Here is a 17,483-nt window from a genome sequence, read left to right on the forward strand (position 1 = left end):
GTAAAAGCGGAACCCTAAGTGGCCGTTACCGCAGGAATGGATATGTACACGGTCCAACTGTGTTGACTGTCAGGCCGCCATCGCAGGCAAACCAGCTCCCACGGGCAGCATTTGCAGCCGACCGATTCGGCCCTGTGTTGCATGAATTCTGAGGATGCCCACCCGGCTCAAACAACGCAATCCTTGCGTCGCAACAAGCCCCAGAGCCGAGTGGACGGTGCGCATCATAAGGAGTGAAACGGCACTTGTCCTCCAGACAATTCTGAACAAATGTGCACATTCCGTGTGTGTGGCGAGGGAGCTTGCTCCCGCTCGGCTGCGCAGCCGCCGCCAATGGGGGCGCTTCGCACCCCAGCGGGAGCAAGCTCCCTCGCCACAGGTTGCGGGTTTGCTTACGCCAGCCGCTGCGCGATTTCGTCTTTGACCAATAGCCGTTTCTTCTTCAGCTTTTCCACATCCTCATCGCTGGCACTGGCTTTTTCCGCTTTTAGCACCTCAGCGTCGGCGTCGTCGTATTGAGTGAGCAGCGCATCCAACCGTTTGTCCTGCGCCCTGCGTTCGTGAACAACTTCCTTGCTCAATCCCAAGTCCTGATACAGGTCGTGTTTCACTGGCATGGCGTACCTCCACAGATTGATCGATGGTCTACGCCCTTGAAGCTAGCCCATTCCAACAAGACTTGTCATGTTTGAAGTCAAGAACGACCCGTTCGTCGCGGCGCAAGCGATGGGATCAAACCTTTGCCCCGCCCCGCCCTCCACTGTAGATCGCCACCCCAGGGAGAACGGTTTTATGAGTCACGTTGCCACTGCTGCCGACACCCAATGCATCAATACCCTACGCACCCTGGCCATGGATGCCGTGCAGAAGGCCAATTCGGGTCACCCTGGCACGCCCATGGGCCTGGCGCCCGTGGGGTACACACTGTGGAGTCGCTTCCTGCGTTATCACCCCGAACATCCCGACTGGCCCAACCGTGACCGTTTTGTGTTGTCGGTGGGGCATGCCTCGATGTTGCTGTATTCGCTATTGCACCTGGCCGGCGTGGTAGAGATCGACGCCCACGGCAAGCGTTCCGGCCAACCGGCCGTCAGCCTCGAGGATATCAAGCAGTTCCGGCAGATGGGCTCCAAGACCCCTGGCCACCCCGAGTACCGCATGACCACAGGCGTAGAAACCACCACGGGCCCGTTGGGCCAGGGCTGCGCCAACAGCGTGGGCATGGCCATGGCTGAGCGTTGGCTGGCTCAGCGCTTCAACCGCGACGGCCAGGTGCTGTTTGACTACGACGTCTACACCCTGTGCGGTGACGGCGACATGATGGAAGGCATCAGCAGCGAAGCCGCGTCCCTGGCCGGGCACTTGAAGCTCGATAACCTGTGCTGGATCTATGACAACAACACCATCAGCATCGAGGGCCACACTGAGCTGGCGTTCAGTGAAGACGTGATCCAACGCTTCCAGGCGTATGGCTGGCACACCGTGCATGTCACCGACGCCAATGACTTGCAGGCCTTGAGCGTGGCGCTGGAAACCTTCAAGGCCAACACCGGCGCGCCCACCTTGATCGTCGTGGACAGCGTGATCGGCTACGGCTCACCGCACAAACACAATACCGCTGCTGCCCATGGCGAGCCGTTGGGGGACGATGAAATTCGCCTGACCAAGGCCGCCTATGGCTGGCCGCAGGATTCGAGCTTCCTGGTGCCGCAAGAGGCTCGCACAGTGTTGCGCGATGCCCTTTACGAACGTGCCGAGCCGTTGTACGCCGAATGGAACCAGACCCTGGCCTCCCTCGAGCCGCAACGGGCCGATGAACTGCAACGCATGCGCGCCGGGGAAATGCCCGAGCAATGGCAAGCGCACCTGCCAGACTTTGCCGCCGATGCCAAAGGCGTCGCCAGCCGTGCCTCAGGCGGCGAAGTGTTGAATGCCTTCGCCCAACAGATCCCCTGGCTGCTGGGCGGCTCGGCGGATTTGTCGCCCTCGACCAAGACCAACCTCACCTTCGACGACGCCGGGCGTTTCAGCGCGGATGATTACAGCGGGCGCAACCTGCACTTCGGTATCCGCGAACACGCCATGGGCGCAATCGCCAACGGCATGGCGCTGTCCTACCTGCGCCCGTATACCTCGACCTTCCTGGTATTCAGCGATTACATGAAACCGCCGATCCGCCTGGCGGCGATCATGGAATTACCCGTGATCTTCGTGTTTACCCATGACTCCATCGGCGTCGGCGAGGATGGACCGACACATCAGCCTATCGAACACCTCACCCAACTGCGGGCCACGCCGGGGCTGTTGACCTTGCGCCCGGGCGATGCCAATGAAACGCTGGAATTGTGGAAAGTCGCCTTGGCCCAGACTCATCGGCCCAGCTGTGTCGTGCTGTCACGCCAGCCGCTGCCCACCCTGGATCGCACCCAGTACGCGGCGGCCTGCGGTGCGGCCAAAGGTGCCTACGTGCTGGCCAGTGCGCAAGAGCCTGAGGTCATCCTGATAGGAACAGGCAGCGAAGTCAGCCTGGCGGTAGCCGCCTATGAGCAGCTCAAAGGTGAAGGCATTGCCGCCAGCGTGGTATCGATGCCCAGTTGGGAGCTGTTTGAAGACCAGGATCAAGCCTACCGCGACAGTGTGCTGCCGCCCGCGGTGAAAGCCCGCGTAGTGGTGGAACAGGCAGGTCCCTTGGGCTGGGACCGCTATGTCGGGCAGACCGGCGCCAAGGTGGTGATGAACAGTTTTGGGGCCTCGGCACCGCTGGCAAAGTTGCAGGAGAAGTTCGGGTTTACCCTGGACAATGTGGTGAAGCTGGCCAAGCAACAGCTCCAGTTGGCTGAAAACTGACCCGCATAAGCGCGCGGGGCTGGTTCGCAGTCACGCCAGTAACCGCGCAAGTTCTTCACGGCAATAGTCGACAAACAATTGCACCGGCTTGGTCAGCGGTGCACGACGCAACCACACGGCCGACAGCCCGGACCCCGTGACCGTTTCAGCCAAGGGAATGCACACCACCTTCTGCCCATCATAGGTGTACTCGCTGAAGGGTTTGGTCACCAGGATCGAGAACCCGAACCCGCGCCCCACCATGCCCCGCACCATTTCGATGGAGGGCGAGCTGAATACGATATTCGGGGTCAGCCCGCGCTCTTCGAAGATGCTCACGAAGTAGGTACGGCTGGGCAACACGTCCAGCAAAATCATTGGCTCCAGCACTAGGTCGGCCAAGGACACCCTGGCCTGCTGGGCGAAGCGGTGATCGGCCGGCAGCAACGCATAGGGCTGTTGGGGCGGCATCAGTGGCGTGGTCTCGATAGTGCCGCCCAGGTCGTGCTCAAACAACATCGCCACGTCGATACTGCCTGCGGTCAGCGCCTGCACCAGTTCTTGCTGCTCGCCATCGCGGATGCGGATCTCCACCCCTGGCCAGCGCGCCTTGAAGCCAGCGATCAAGCGTGGCAGGTACAACGGCGCCACGGTTTCAAAGCAGCCGATGTCGATCTGCCCGGCCACCACGTCATTATCCGCCAGGGCGTTCTGCTCGAACTCATGGGCCACCCGCAACAGCTCCAAAGCCTTGCGATAAAAGCGCGCGCCACTGGGCGTAAGGGAAACGCCCTGGGCGTGGTGGCGGATAAACAGCTGCACGCCAAAGCTGTCTTCCAGCTGTTTGATCGCCGTGGACACCGACGGCTGGGCGATATACAGCTTGCGTGATGCCTCGGCGACGCTGCCGCATTCGGCCGTGGTCACAAAATATCTGAGCTGGCGCAGGTTGTAAGCAGCCATCGGCACCTCCATAAACGTGGGTTTTCGCCCCAAACAGGTGCGCAGATACACCGGTTTTTCAAGCCATTGAAGCCCATGCAACATACCGGAGCATAAAACCACGTGAGATATTTTTTTTAAGGTCTATAGCAACAAACTTACTAATTTACCTGCCTGCGCCCATTACAGATGATCACTCCAACAACAAAGCGCCGCCCGTGCAGCGCATAGCGAAGTACGTCCACGTACTCACCTTGCCTTGGAGCTCGTCATGGTCACCACTGCAACATCCTCCGCCCCGCTCATCGAAAAACACACGATTGGATACGTGCCCCCGGAAGATCGCCATGGAAAGGTAAGAGACCTGTTCACCCTGTGGTTCGGCGGCAACATTGCGCCGTTGCCGATCGTCACTGGCGCACTGGGTGTGCAACTGTTCCACCTCAACCTAGTGTGGGGCATTGTCGCCATCCTTGTCGGCCATTTGGTCGGCGGTGTGTTGATGGCATTGCACTCAGCCCAGGGCCCACAGATGGGCATCCCGCAGATGATCCAGAGCCGTGCTCAGTTCGGCTCCCTCGGCGCGTTGCTGGTGGTGGTGATTGCCGGGGTGATGTACATAGGCTTCTTCGCCTCCAACATTGTGCTGGCCGGTAAATCCCTGCATGGCGTGGTGGACGCCGTGCCTGTGCCGGTGGGCATCGTCATCGGCGCCATCGGTTCCGGGATCATCGGCATCATCGGCTATCGCTTCATCCACGTACTCAACCGCATCGGCACCTGGGTACTGGGCGCCGGCATCGTGCTGGGCTTTGGCTACATCTTCACCCATGTACAGACCACGGATTTCCTCACCCGTGGCAGCTTCAACATCTCGGGTTGGCTGGCCACCGTTTCCCTGGCCGCGCTGTGGCAGATCGCCTTTGCGCCGTACGTGTCGGACTACTCACGCTACCTGCCAGCCGACGTGCCGGTGGCTGCCACCTTCTGGACCACCTATCTGGGCTCGGCCCTGGGGTCGAGCCTGGCGTTCATCTTCGGCGCCGTGGCAGTGCTCGCCACGCCGGTAGGCATGGACACCATGGACGCCGTCAAACTCGCCACCGGCGCCATCGGCCCGTTGATGCTGGTACTGTTCCTGCTCAGCGTGATCAGCCACAACGCCCTCAACCTGTACGGCGCGGTGCTGTCGATCATCACCCTGGTACAGACCTTCGCCTACCGCTGGATCCCGACCGCGAAAAGCCGTGCCGTGATCTCCATCATCGTGCTGGCCGCCTGTTCGATTGCGGCGGTGTTTGCTTCCCAAGACTTCATCGGTCACTTCGTCGACATGGTGCTGGTGCTGCTCGTGGTGCTGGTGCCCTGGACGGCGATCAACCTGATCGACTTCTACGCCATTCATAAAGGCCAATACGACATCGCCTCGATCTTCCGTGTAGATGGTGGCATCTACGGCAAGTACAACCCGCAGGCGCTGCTGGCCTATGCGGTGGGGATCGCGGTGCAGATTCCGTTCATGAACACGCCGCTGTACGTGGGGCCGATTTCGCAGCACATCAACGGCGCGGACTTGTCGTGGGTGGTGGGGCTGGCCGTGACGTCACCGTTGTACTTCTGGTTGGCGAGTCGGGACAGTGCGTATAAGCGCCGGATGGACGGGGGCAAGTTGGTGGGTGGGGTTTGATACCGACGCTCGGTCGCGCCTGCCCTACCCGTCACAACGTGTAGGAGCGAGCTTGCTCGCGAAAAACTCACAGGCGCCGCGTTTATTCAGGAAGCACGCGTTATTGTTGACGCTTTTCGCGAGCAAGCTCGCTCCTTGTATGTTCCCCACACACCAGCATAAATGAGATCTAAGCTCGCTGGTGCGACATACGAAGATGTGTTTCTGGGGGAGACCGATCGCTCCTTAAGGCAGGACTTGCTCCTGACCTTGTCTGTAGAGAGGTCCCCCCGCCTCATTGCCCACCACGAAGAGTATCGAGAAGCCGACGAGTCGGACTTCGCATTACAAGGTTGCAGTGGCATGAAGTTCGAGGTCAGGGGAACCAGGAAGCATTTTTAACTCAGTTCTCTTGGAGTTGAAAGCATGAACATGCACGTCGGCTTGGATGTGGGATCTCGCACTACAGCGATGGGCTGGCGCAATGGCGGCCGCTTTGCAGGTCAGTGCAATATCGACCAGACACCGGCGGGGCGCAAAGCTGCTGTCGGCAAATTGCTTGAGCTCAAGCCTATGTCTGTGGTGATGGAAGCCACAGGAATCTACTACCTGGACTTGGCCATGGAGCTCGCTGCGGCGGGTTTGCCAGTCTCGGTTATCAATCCGAAGAGTTTTCACAACTTTGCAAAAGTGATGCTGAAAAACAGCAAAACGGACGCAATCGATGCCCAGTTATTAGCTGAGTACGGCGAACGCATGAGCCCAAGGTTGTAGACGCCGCCCACGTCAATACAACTTGAGCTGCGCGCTATCGGTCGCCACCTCAATCGTTTGACGGGTCATCGCACCCGCGCCAAAAACGAGCTGCATGCACTAAAAGCCACTCAAACAACTCTTCTGATGCTGATTGAGGACGAAGAAGAAGCCATCAAAGCCTTTGACAAACGAATCGAGCGTTTCCGACTAGCGGGTCGTGCATTGATCGACAACTGCCCAACGTTGAGCGCCCAGTTCGCCCACATGATCGCCGCCCCTGGCATGGGTGAGATCTCAGTATTTGCGGCGCTGGCTGAACTGACGACCTTACCGGTAACGCTCAAGTCAGCGCAGGTCAGCCGCCATGCCGGACTCGATGTCCGACTCACGCAATCAGGCACCAGCATTGATAAACCCGGCCGGATAAGTAAGGGCGGCAATGCCTATTTGCGCTCAGCGATGTACATGCCTGCGCTGACCGCCATACGTTGCGACCCAAACGTGAAAGCGTTTTACGAAGCCTTGGTGGCTCGAGGAAAGAGGAAGATGCAGGCTATTGTCGCAGTCATGCGCAAATACCTGACCGGACTATGGGCCTGCATGCGGGCAGGCGAAAACTTCAGTACAGCCAAGCTTTTTAGCGGTAAACACACCCAAAAAGCTTGACCGTAAACAGAGTATCTACAGGTTGATCGCGGGACGTCAGGGAGCGGTGTGTCGGCTGTCAGGACGCCGTCGCAGGCAAGCCAGCTCCCACATTGGAGCGCGGGATGTGGGGCCGTCGCCACAGGTCCAGCGTCGCATTAAAGTTGAACCTCCCGTTTCAGCTTTCAGGGCCAATGGCCTAGCGGTGCCAAAGGTACAAATGTTTCTCTATGATGTGGCCTTCACTGAACATCCCTGGAACCGCCCATGCCCTCCCTCACCTTGCGCAACGCCCAGCCCACCGACGCCGCACGCTGCTTTGAAATCGAAACCAGCGCCTACGAAGGCGATGAAGCCGCCACGCTTGCGAAGATTGCCACGCGCATCGCGCAGTATCCCCAGGGGTTTTTAATCCTGGAAACGGATGGCGAAGTGGTTGGGTTCATCAATTCTGGCTGCGCCCATGAGGTGGTGATGTCGGACGAAGCCTTCAAGGAGTTGGTGGGCCATTCGGCCGACGCGCCGAATGTGGTGATCATGTCGGTGGTGGTCGACCCGGCCCAGCAAGGTAAAGGCTATGCAAAAAAGCTCATGGACGAATTCGTGCGCCGCATGAGAACGATGGGCAAGCAGACCATCCACCTGATGTGCAAGAAGCAGCATGTACCGCTGTACCAACAAATGGGCTACACCTATGTGCGTCCTTCACCGTCGGATCACGGGGGGATGGCATGGCATGAAATGGTGATGGCTGTCTGACAAAGGCCATCGGGCCCAGAGGCCACGCAAGCGGTTCTCATCGTGAAGCAGCCAAAAACCTGCGCGACTTCACTTGTTGCCCCCGCAAGACGTAACACTGCAACCGACTGCTTCCTGCCTAAGCTGTCGTAACTTCCAAGGCACAAAAGCTTGCAATGCCTCAGTGGCAATCGCGTTGCGAATACCATGGGTGGCGTAAGTGTCGAGGAAAACTTGCATACCCAACATGCCAATGCACGGGGCGTCTTCAGCGGTGGCTTGACGAATGGTGACTGCAGGCATTGGGCGCCTGTAGCCTGGGTTGAGATGCCTCAGGTTTACCACAAACAAGCACCCTGCCACCCCTCACCGACCTCGCGGTGATAGCAGTTTTCTCAGCACACCATATTCACGTTTGATCAACTGATGCACGCTGTCTCTGTTCGTTGTGGGTTTGTCGGACCGCTCATTCCTTTTTTCACTGATTTTTAAGAGTGCGTCAGCACATCCATGCTCTTTGAAATACTCCTCGGTATTGACCCGCGGCAACGGAATCAACCCGCCACGGCGACTATCAAACACAACGCCTTTTACTTCGTAGGCTTTCAACACCTGTTTCAACCCACCATCGAAGCTTATAAACATGGGTATAAAAAAGTCGCCCATACCTTGAGACATGATGAGTGTCTCCATGAGCCGTGGCGCCGCCATATCCCAAGCAATATTGTCCAGTTTTTTCAATAGCCTTTTGGGCGCCTTTTGGCTTTTTTTTATTTTTTCCAGCATCGAAATCAACCGAGGTTCAACAAAATACTTATGTGCAACAATCGCCTCACGGTCCAAATAAACGCCAACCACGTCATTAACATAATCAAAAAATTCGGCAATCTTATATTTCGCCGACTTATTGGATGATAATTGAATCTTCACCATCCCAATCACTTGCAACAAGATGACACGTTGCATCAACGCAAAATTCAGAACCTGCGCTCGCCCTTCTTCAGAAGCGTAATAGCTGTGGCTGAAATTAATCGCCCTGCGGGTGGCCTCTCGGTGGCTGAACCTGGGTTTAGGATTAGAGGTGCGTTTGTATTCAGCGCAATCGATGCTTCTAAAAAGCTGCAGACTGACTAAGTTACTCCTGAACTTCTTACTTAAAGTCTTCCAAAACCTCAACGGTGAATACGCAGCGCACTGGTGAATATTTTTCACCTCTTTTACGTTCTCCGCCATATAGTAAAAATAATCAAAGTTCAGATCATCATTCAAAATATCATCGACAAAAGCGACCACTCTGTGGTGCATGGTTTTTAACGAGCGCCCGCGCATCAACGCATTCACGTACGAGGCCATATTAGTATCAAACATCAAACTATAATCGACTTTAAAGTCCGCACGCCCTTGCTGACAATAGGAAAACAGGATCTTATCATTTAAGAAATAGACTTCCCCGCCCGAAAAATAGGGAACCAGTACCGCATCATCGCCTTTCGCGTATTTTTTTACAGCGTTTGGAATATTTGCCCGCGCATAATCTTCCAAGGCAACTATCGCAGTGACATTCTCTTTCAAGCCAGTCGACATCCAGACCCGGTCTACTTCTGAAGCACTTCGGGCCTTAGATAACAAATAGGCAAGTTCCTCTATTCCTGGCAACTCTCTCACAAAATAAAATCCTTACATCAGATAAAAATCGTCCCCCAACACTAAAAACACCCAGCTTCCAGATTTAAAGTGGGGGCACATCCGTTGAATGGCTTACCAACTCCCGGAAGCCCCACCGCCGCCACTGGAACCCCCACCGCCCGACGAGCTGCTGCTGGAGCTGGAGCCGCTGGAACTTGAGCTGGACCCGCCGCCAGAGCCAGAACCTTCGCCGACCTTGCCAAAGATAATCAGCGCAACAAACGATGCGATAGGAAATGCCAGCAACCAGGCATCGCGATCACCGTCCAGCACCCACCCCGCTACGCCATACACGGCCACTGCCGCCAGCAGTCGTACGGCAAAGCCCGCGCGGCTGGTGCGCCAGGTCTCCCTCATGATCAGCAGCAGCACCAGGTACAAGCCCAGCACCACCAAGACGCCCAATGGCCACAGCAGCCAATGGATGAAACTGACGTCCACGTACTGGCTTGCCACCACCAACCCTAGGATATAAGCCAGCAGCCCGATCACGCCGTAAAACAGCGTACGTGCCTGCCACAACGCGCCAAATATAGCGCCGCCGATCAACAACGTCAGCGGCACTACAAACAGAAACATCGGCCAATCCCGACCGCCCGCCAGCAGAGCCAACAACAGCGTGGCAGCTACTGCGACGATCGAGGCCCTGCGCCAGTGCAACGTGCCAGCAGCGATCAATACACCTGCGAGCGCCCCCAGGATAAACGCCGCCAATATTGCGATAAATTGAGGGTTAAGCCCCGGCCCGGCCATTTCAGGCAGGTCGCCGCCGTCCACCAATACGACCAGCGCGTTCACGCCTTGCTCGATGCCACCGGCAAAGGCGCCCTGACGAAACGCAGGCGTGATCCGCTCTTCAATGATGCGATGGGCCAGCAGGTCGGTGACGATGCCTTCCAGGCCGTAGCCCACCTCGATACGTACCTTGCGGTCGTCCTTGGCCACCACCAGCAGGATGCCGTCGTTGACGTCCTTGCGTCCCAGTTTCCAGGCACGAAACAGTTGGTTGGCGTAGCCTTCGATATCGGCGCTGCCGGTGGTTGGCACCAGCAATACCGCCACTTGCGCGCCTTTGCGTTGTTCAAGGTCGGCGAGTTGTTGCTTGAGGCGCAGCACGGTGCCCGAATCGAGGGTATTGGTCAGGTCAATGACCCGCTGATCAAGGGCAACCCCAATCGGCGAGGTGTCCGCATGCGCGGTGATAAACAGGCTGGAAAATACCAGGGCCAGTAGGCTGAACACCGATTGCCGCACAAGCACGATCATGTATGGTTACCTGAAGTCTCTCCCTGAAGGCGCCGACTTTACCTTATCTGCACGCAAACGCGTGACCCAGGGCCTGCGACTATCTAAACTGCCCACTACGCTGCATAGCAATTAGCCATCCACGAGAACTCCATGGACCTACGTCACCGCAACAATGTACATGTGATGGGCAACGGTCCCTCGACGCTGGTGTTTTCCCACGGCTTTGGTTGCAACCAGGCTATGTGGAATGCCTTGGCACCGCACTTTTTCGAGCGCTTTCGCGTGGTGCTGTATGACCTGGTCGGCGCCGGCCTGTCGGACGTGAGTGCGTTCGACAAAGCCAAATACAGCCGCCTGGATGGCTATGCCCATGACCTGAACGAGATTATCGACGCCTACGCCCAAGGCCCGGTGATTCTGGTGGGCCACTCGGTCAGCGCGATGATCGGCACCCTCGCCGACCGTTTCATCCCGCAGCGCATTGCCGCGCACGTGATGATTGGCCCATCGCCGCGCTATATCGATACCGAGGAATATGTCGGCGGTTTCAAGCGCGACGACATCGACGACCTGCTCGACACCCTCGACAGCAACTACCTGGGCTGGTCCAGCGCCATGGCCCCGGTGATCATGGGCGCCCCGACGCAGCCGCACCTGAGCGAGGCGCTCACCGACAGCTTCTGTCGCACCGAGCCGGACATCGCCAAGCAGTTCGCCCGCGTGACCTTCCTGTCGGATAACCGCCAGGATGTGTTCGGCCTGACCACCCCGGTGCTGATCCTGCAATCGACCGACGACCTGATCGCCCCCGTGGCCGTGGGTGAATACCTGCACACCGTGTTACCTAACAGCACTTATTGCCTGGTCGAGAATGTCGGCCATTGCCCGCATATGAGCGCCCCCCAGGCGTGTGCCGCGGCGATGGACCGGTTCCTGGCCCCTTGGGCGGCTGCCGATGCCCGTTGACCCGCTGTTTGACAGCGCGGCCTGTGCCCTGGCGGTGACCCAGGAAGATGGCACGATCCTGCACGTCAACCCGCGCTTGTGCGATTGGCTGGGCTTCACTGCGGCCCAGCTGCTGGGCCGGCGTTTCCAGGACCTGCTGGCCATGGGCGGGCGGATTTTCTACCAGACGCACCTGGCGCCAATGCTGCGCATGCACGGTAGCGTCACCGAGGTGAAACTCGACATCCGCCATTGCAACGGGCACAAAGTCACGGTCTTGCTCAATGCCAACCAGCGCCAGCAGCCGGACGGCGTGGTGTATGACCTGGCGCTGTTCGGCACCACCGACCGTGACAAGTACGAGCGCGAACTGCTCAATGCGCGCAAGCAGGCCGAAGCCCTGCTGCAGGAAAAAACCGCCACGGAACTGGCCCTGCAACAGGCCCAGGCCGAGCTAAGCGAGGCCTACGCCATTGCCCAGCGCCGGGCGTTGTTTGCCGAACAGATGGTGGCGATTGTCAGCCACGACCTGAAAAACCCTCTGACGGCGATCCGCATGGCCGCCGACTTTCTCCAGCGCGGCGAGCGCACGGCCAAGGAGCGCCAGCTACTGGGGCATATCGGCCAGTCATCCGAACGCGCCCATCGCATGATTGCCGACCTGCTGGACTTCACCCAGGCCCGGGTCGGCCAGGGCATTACCATCAAGCCGCAACCGCTGGACCTGCATGGCGTTATTCATCGCAGCGTCGACGAACTGCGGGTGGCCTTCCCCAAGGCCACGCTGGTGCATCACGCCGAGGGCCAGGGCGACGCGTGCCTGGACGCCGACCGTGTGCAACAGATGATCGGTAACCTGGTGGCCAACAGCGTGGCCTATGGCGACTTGCTGCAGCCGATTACCATCACCTCACGCCTGGGCGACAACACCTGCGCGGTCGCGGTGCACAACCACGGCCCGGCGATTCCCCAAACCCTGCTGGCCGGATTGTTCGAACCCATGACCCGCGGCACCGACCAGGGCAGCGACGTGCGCAGCGTAGGCCTGGGCCTGTATATCGTGCGCGAACTGGCCAAAGTACATGGCGGCGACGTGGCGGTGAGTTCCTGTGCGAGCGCCGGTACCACGTTTACCGTGAAGTTCTAGTACAGGTACGCGGTGCCCTGCATGATCGGCTCGACACCGCCGGTCAATATCACCCCGCCCTGCCCGTCCCATTGCACCGTGACTGCGCCGCCGTCGCACTGGACCTCCACACGCTCATCGAGCAGCCCTCGCCGGATGCCGTTGACGACCGCCCCGCAACAGCATGAACCGGACCCCAGCGGCACACCGCCGCCACGCTCCCAGATACGCAGGCGGATATGGCCGCGGTCCAGCACTTGCACGAAATGCACATTGGTCCTGGCCGGAAACAGCGGGTGAACTTCCAGGGTCGAGCCCATGGCCTCAATATCGAGCGCAGTCACATCCTCTACAAAAAACGTGCAATGCGGGTTGCCCATGCTGCACGCTGCCGGCTGGCCGTCGATAGGCAACACGCAGGTGTCCATCGCCTTGGCCAAGGGTACCGACGCCCAGCCCAGCGAGGGTGCGCCCATGTCCACCGACACCCGCTGCCCATCAGCACGTGTGCATGTCAGTAAACCGCGGTCGCTAAGCAGCACGATGGTCTCGGCGCCTGCCTCATGCATCAGGCGATCGGCCACGCCACGAGTCGCGCTGCCGCAGGTTTGCAGGCGTGTTCCGTCCGGGTTCCAGAACTGAACGCGCGCGGCGGCCTGCTCACAGTCGAGCACCACCGCCAGTTGATTGAAACCGATGCCGGTGCGGCGGTTACCCAGGTGGCGGGCAATCTGCGCATTAACGGGGTTATCCTCGCCACGGCGGTCGATGATAATGAAGTCGTCGCCGTGGGCGTGCATCTTCACGAACGGCAGGGTCATGGGCGCTCCTGTGGGTGAAATGAATCACGCGGTTCTAATACCACTGTAGGAGCGAGCTTGCTCGCGAAAAACTCACAGGCACCGCGTTTATTCAGGCAGTACGCGTTTTGTTGGCGTTTTTCGCGAGCAAGCTCGCTCCTACATATGGGGTTGATGGGTCATGCTTATTGTATTCAGCGGCTTGCCTGGCAGTGGCAAGACCACGATTGCCAGGGAGCTGGCGCGACAGTTGGGCGCGGTTTACCTGCGTATCGATGTGATTGAGCAGGCGCTGCGGGAGGCTGCGGTGTTGGTGGGCGATGTGGGGGCCAGCGGCTACGGTGTGGCGAATGCGCTGGCGCTGAGTAACCTGCGCCTGGGACAGCGGGTGATCGCCGATTGTGTGAACCCGGTGAAGGAAAGCCGCGATGCCTGGCAAGCGGTGGCGACAGCGGCCGGCGTGGCACTGATCAATATCGAGGTGGTGTGTACCGATCAGCAGGCGCATCGGCGTCGAGTCGAAGGGCGTGTGGGCGATATTCCCGGGCTGGTGCCACCGACCTGGGAATCGGTACAGGCACATGAGTATGAACGCTGGGAGGTACCACCGTTCAGGCTGGATACGGCGCAGATGACGCCGGCAGAGGCTGTCGCGGCAGCCTTGCTCCATATAGGCTAAAACCCAACCCTGTGGCGAGGGAGCTTGCTCCCGCTGGGGAGCGAAGCGGCCCCGCTCTTTGTGGGACTGCTACGCAGTCCAGCGGGAGCAAGCTCCCTCACCACAATCTTTAGAAGTTACCGCGCAGCGCCTCAAGCCCGCCTTCGTAAATACCGGCAAACAATTCCTCGACTTGCGCATCGGTGGTACCCGCTGCCGGCGTGAACACGCCGGACCAGGTCACTTTCGCCGAGGTGTCCGTCAACGCTTCAACCTGCAAGGTCGACAGGTAGGCACTCACCGGAAACGGCGACGCTTCAATGGTGTAGCTGTAGGTGCGCGCCACGTTGTCGAAAGTCTGCAAGCGCTCGACAATCGTGCCGCCGTCAGCGGCGGTCAGGTGACGCACACGACCACCCTCGCTCGGCTCGCTCTTGGCAATCAAAGGCAGCCAGTCGGGCAGGCTGTTGAAGCCGCCAATCAGTTGCCAGACCTGGTCGGCCGACACCGCAATTTCAATCACAGAAGACGCTGTTGCCACGATCAATACTCCAGTCAGGAAAAAATCAGATTGCCATGCTGTCGACAACGCCACCGTCGACCCGCAGCGCGGCACCGGTCGTCGCTGAAGACAGCGGTGAAGCAATGTACGCCACCAGGTTCGCCACTTCATCCACATTGGCCGCGCGCTGGATGATCGAGGTGGGCCGCGCATGGCGCACAAACACATCCGCTTCCTCGCGGGCACTGCGCCCGGATTCGGCCGTAGCGTCCTTGAGCATGTGTTCCAGGCCATCGGTAAAGGTCGGCCCCGGCAAGATAGCATTCACCGTCACCCCAGTACCCGCCAGGCGCTTGGCCAGGCCGTGGGACACCGCCAGGTTGGCGCTTTTGGTCACCCCGTAGTTGATCATGTCGGCCGGCGTCGCCACGCCAGACTCCGACGACACGAAGATCACCCGGCCCCAGCCCTGCTCGACCATACCCGGCACATAATGCCGCGCCAGGCGCACACCGGAGATCACATTGACCTCATAGAAGCGCGCCCACTCACTGTCCGGCGCGTCGAAGAAATCCACCGCGTCGAAGATGCCCAGGTTGTTGACCAGAATGTCGGCGCGGGGTTCGGCGGCGAAGAGTTTCTGTGCGCCTTCAACGGTGCCGAGGTCGGCCACCACACCACGCAGTTGAGCAGCGGGAACCGCCTGGCGAATGCTCGCCAAGGCGTCGTCCACCTTGCCTGCATCACGCCCGATCACCACCACCGTGGCACCGGATTGCGCCAGGGCCTGGCTGATGCCCAGGCCGATACCGGCGGTGCTGCCGCTGACAATAGCCACTTTGCCGCTTACATCAATCTTCATGCTCAAGCTCCTTAACGTGAGAGAGGCAAAGGTGCACGGTCCGAGATCAAGCGGGCCTCGCGCAACGCCTGCCAGAAGGCTGCTGGAATCTGTTCAGACAACGCCGCGACGTCTTCGGCAATCCGCCCCGGACGACTGGCACCGGGAATCACCGCCGCCACCGCCGGATGCGCCAGTGAAAACTGTAGCGCAGCGGCCTTGATACTGACGCCAAACGCCTGGGCAATCGCCTTGATGTGCTCGACCTTGGCAATGATCGCCGGACCGGCTTGCTGGTATTCAAAGTGCGCACCGCCAGCGAGGATGCCGGAGCTGTACGGGCCACCGACGACGATCTCGACCTGCTGGGCGTGGGCTGCGTCCATCAGGCGCTGCAAGGCGCGGTCGTGGTCCAGCAGCGTATAGCGACCCGCCAGCAGAAAGCCGTCGGGCTGGGCTTCGGCCAGGTCCAGGGTCAACTCGCAAGGCTCGACACGATTGACGCCCAGCCCCCAGGCCTTGATCACTCCTTGCTCGCGCAAACGGGTGAGTACTTTGAAGGCACCAGTGCGGGCCTGGTTGAAGTATTCCAGCCATTGGTCGCCGTAAAAATCCTGGGCGATGTCGTGAACCCACACGATGTCCAGGCGATCGGTTTGCAGGCGTGTCAGGCTGTCTTCAATGGAGCGCAGGGTGGCGTCGGCGCTGTAGTCATTGATTATTTTATTGGGCCGGCCGTGTTCGAATACGCCGCTTTTTTCCCCAAGGTCACGGGCGGTTTCTTCGACTTCATCGAGAATTACCCGGCCAACCTTGGTGCTGAGCACGTAGTCGTCGCGGTGATAGTTGGACAGGGCCTGGCCCAAGCGGATTTCCGACAGGCCCGAGCCGTAGAACGGCGCGGTATCGAAGTAACGCACGCCGCGGCTCCAGGCGGCCTCGACGGTGGCCTGGGCTTCTTCTTCGGGGATAGCGCGAAACATATTGCCCAAGGGGGCGGTGCCAAAGCCCAGTACGCCGGGCAGTGTGTCTTTCAAGCTCATGGTGGTTCCTCAATCGGTGCGAGGTCGCTGTGACCGTTGAGCAGATGCTAGATTGCGCAGATCAGACCGTCCAAGACATACTGCGACCAACTTGAGTCCTTGCAGGTCTTACATGATTGATCTACGCCAGTTGCGCTACTTCGAAGTGGTGGCCGAAGAAGAACACGTCGGCCGCGCCGCCGAGCGCTTGCACATTTCCCAATCGCCCCTGAGTCGGCAGATCGCCCAGCTCGAGGAACGCCTGGGCCTGACCCTGTTCGAGCGCAGCCAGCAGCGCATCCGCCTGACCCGCGACGGCCAGACGTTCCTGGCCGAAACCAAGGCCCTGCTGACCCACGCCAACCGCCTGGAGTCCCTGGGCAAGCGCCTGGGCCGCGGCGAAGAAGGCGGTTTGTGCATCGGTTATATCGAGAACGCCATGCACGCCGGTGTCCTGCCCAATGCCTTGCGCATACTGCGCGACGATAGGCCCGCCGTTCACATCAAGCTGTATAACCTGCCCTCCCTGGAACAACTGGAAGGTTTGCGCCAACGCAGCCTGGACATCGCCCTGGTGAGCGAACCACCTGCCGCCGACGACCCGGACCTGACCGCCTGGCAAGTCCTCGATGACCCGATGCTGCTGGCCCTGCCCGAACAGCATCCGCTGGTTCAACAACATGAACTGTTACCCGAGCACCTGGCCGACCAACAATGGATCGGCGTGCAGCGCAAACCTGGCGCCAACCCGGCCGATGATTTCGTCGCCGCCTGTATCCGTGCCGGTTTCACCCCGCAGATTCCTATGGAAGCCAGCGAGCCCTTTACTGCATTGGGCCTGGTCGCGTCGGGGCTAGGGGTGGCGATGGTGCAAAAGGGCCTGAGCCGCAACGCTCCACCGGGCGTGGTATTGCGCGAACTGCAGTGGCTGGCCTACACCACACCGCTGTGGGCGGCCTGGCACCGCGTCAACTTGAGGCCGCTGGTGGAAACCTTTCGCAAAGTGCTGACCGAACCCGAGGCTATCTGACTGACGTCCCACAGGGTATCTATGCCGGGTGATGATTTTGTGGACAACGCAG

General features: G+C 59.5%; 15 protein-coding genes and 1 pseudogene. 8 read left to right on the forward strand and 8 right to left on the reverse strand.

Translation table 11 applies throughout. The annotated features are described in order from the left end of the window. Nucleotides 1–392: 392 nt before the first annotated feature. Entirely contained in the window at nt 393–617 is a 225-nt protein-coding gene (locus AC07S6_RS25470; protein ID WP_060764685.1) for a DUF465 domain-containing protein, read from the reverse strand. Nucleotides 618–792: 175 nt separating this feature from the next. Here AC07S6_RS25470 and tkt point away from each other — a divergent pair, with 175 nt between their 5' ends. Beyond that, a complete protein-coding gene (gene tkt, locus AC07S6_RS25475; protein ID WP_495113294.1) occupies nt 793–2,847 on the forward strand; it encodes a transketolase in 2,055 nt (684 codons plus the stop codon). A 30-nt stretch (nt 2,848–2,877) separates the two neighbouring features. Here the strand turns inward: tkt and AC07S6_RS25480 are convergent, their stop codons facing one another. Beyond that, nucleotides 2,878–3,789, reverse strand: a complete 912-nt coding sequence (locus AC07S6_RS25480; RefSeq protein ID WP_034125760.1) for a LysR family transcriptional regulator — start codon at nt 3,787–3,789, stop codon at nt 2,878–2,880. A gap of 250 nt (nt 3,790–4,039) precedes the next feature. Here AC07S6_RS25480 and AC07S6_RS25485 point away from each other — a divergent pair, with 250 nt between their 5' ends. The 3 genes and pseudogenes from AC07S6_RS25485 to AC07S6_RS25495 all read left to right on the forward strand — a co-directional run bounded on the left by AC07S6_RS25485 (nt 4,040) and on the right by AC07S6_RS25495 (nt 7,594). Then, nucleotides 4,040–5,455, forward strand: coding sequence for a purine-cytosine permease family protein (locus tag AC07S6_RS25485; protein WP_073525282.1), 1,416 nt, complete (start codon nt 4,040–4,042; stop codon nt 5,453–5,455). Nucleotides 5,456–5,860: 405 nt separating this feature from the next. After that, nucleotides 5,861–6,856: pseudogene (locus tag AC07S6_RS25490) on the forward strand (IS110 family RNA-guided transposase). A 246-nt stretch (nt 6,857–7,102) separates the two neighbouring features. Further along, the gene (locus AC07S6_RS25495; protein WP_490614654.1) at nt 7,103–7,594 is read left to right on the forward strand and encodes a GNAT family N-acetyltransferase; all 492 of its coding nucleotides are present in this window, start codon (nt 7,103–7,105) and stop codon (nt 7,592–7,594) included. 345 nt (nt 7,595–7,939) lie between these two features. Here the strand turns inward: AC07S6_RS25495 and AC07S6_RS25500 are convergent, their stop codons facing one another. Together AC07S6_RS25500 and AC07S6_RS25505 are read right to left on the reverse strand one after the other, a co-directional pair. Next, nucleotides 7,940–9,238: a hypothetical protein gene (locus tag AC07S6_RS25500; RefSeq protein WP_495113295.1), complete on the reverse strand. Its 1,299-nt coding sequence runs from the start codon at nt 9,236–9,238 to the stop codon at nt 7,940–7,942. A gap of 93 nt (nt 9,239–9,331) precedes the next feature. Beyond that, entirely contained in the window at nt 9,332–10,525 is a 1,194-nt protein-coding gene (locus AC07S6_RS25505) for a TPM domain-containing protein (RefSeq protein ID WP_495113296.1), read from the reverse strand. A gap of 132 nt (nt 10,526–10,657) precedes the next feature. Between AC07S6_RS25505 and AC07S6_RS25510 the strand changes: the two genes are divergently transcribed. Then, nucleotides 10,658–11,473 carry an alpha/beta fold hydrolase gene (locus tag AC07S6_RS25510; RefSeq protein WP_054918600.1) on the forward strand — a complete coding sequence of 272 codons (816 nt, stop codon included), beginning with the start codon at nt 10,658–10,660 and terminating at the stop codon, nt 11,471–11,473. Further along, nucleotides 11,463–12,599, forward strand: a complete 1,137-nt coding sequence (locus AC07S6_RS25515; RefSeq protein WP_034125767.1) for a PAS domain-containing sensor histidine kinase — start codon at nt 11,463–11,465, stop codon at nt 12,597–12,599. Before AC07S6_RS25510 ends, AC07S6_RS25515 begins: the two co-directional genes overlap by 11 nt. Here the strand turns inward: AC07S6_RS25515 and dapF are convergent. After that, a complete protein-coding gene (dapF, locus tag AC07S6_RS25520; RefSeq protein ID WP_197884190.1) occupies nt 12,596–13,399 on the reverse strand; it encodes a diaminopimelate epimerase in 804 nt (267 codons plus the stop codon). The genes AC07S6_RS25515 and dapF overlap by 4 nt on opposite strands. Before the next feature lie 160 nt (nt 13,400–13,559). Between dapF and AC07S6_RS25525 the strand changes: the two genes are divergently transcribed. After that, nucleotides 13,560–14,057 carry a P-loop nucleotide/nucleoside kinase family protein gene (locus tag AC07S6_RS25525; protein ID WP_054918604.1) on the forward strand — a complete coding sequence of 166 codons (498 nt, stop codon included), beginning with the start codon at nt 13,560–13,562 and terminating at the stop codon, nt 14,055–14,057. Nucleotides 14,058–14,166: 109 nt separating this feature from the next. Here the strand turns inward: AC07S6_RS25525 and AC07S6_RS25530 are convergent, their stop codons facing one another. Genes AC07S6_RS25530 through AC07S6_RS25540 form a run of 3 tightly spaced genes read right to left on the reverse strand, consistent with a single transcriptional unit; the run spans nt 14,167 to nt 16,422 of the window. Beyond that, nucleotides 14,167–14,577: an SRPBCC family protein gene (locus AC07S6_RS25530; RefSeq protein WP_054918606.1), complete on the reverse strand. Its 411-nt coding sequence runs from the start codon at nt 14,575–14,577 to the stop codon at nt 14,167–14,169. Between the two features lie 25 nt (nt 14,578–14,602). Continuing rightward, nucleotides 14,603–15,400, reverse strand: a complete 798-nt coding sequence (locus tag AC07S6_RS25535) for an SDR family NAD(P)-dependent oxidoreductase (protein ID WP_020301857.1) — start codon at nt 15,398–15,400, stop codon at nt 14,603–14,605. Between the two features lie 11 nt (nt 15,401–15,411). Continuing rightward, nucleotides 15,412–16,422: an aldo/keto reductase gene (locus AC07S6_RS25540; protein ID WP_495113297.1), complete on the reverse strand. Its 1,011-nt coding sequence runs from the start codon at nt 16,420–16,422 to the stop codon at nt 15,412–15,414. Between the two features lie 112 nt (nt 16,423–16,534). Here AC07S6_RS25540 and AC07S6_RS25545 point away from each other — a divergent pair, with 112 nt between their 5' ends. Beyond that, nucleotides 16,535–17,431 carry a LysR substrate-binding domain-containing protein gene (locus AC07S6_RS25545; protein ID WP_495113298.1) on the forward strand — a complete coding sequence of 299 codons (897 nt, stop codon included), beginning with the start codon at nt 16,535–16,537 and terminating at the stop codon, nt 17,429–17,431. The last annotated feature ends 52 nt before the right edge of the window (nt 17,432–17,483 follow it).

This window comes from Pseudomonas sp. GW821-FHT07B01, assembly GCF_059419065.1.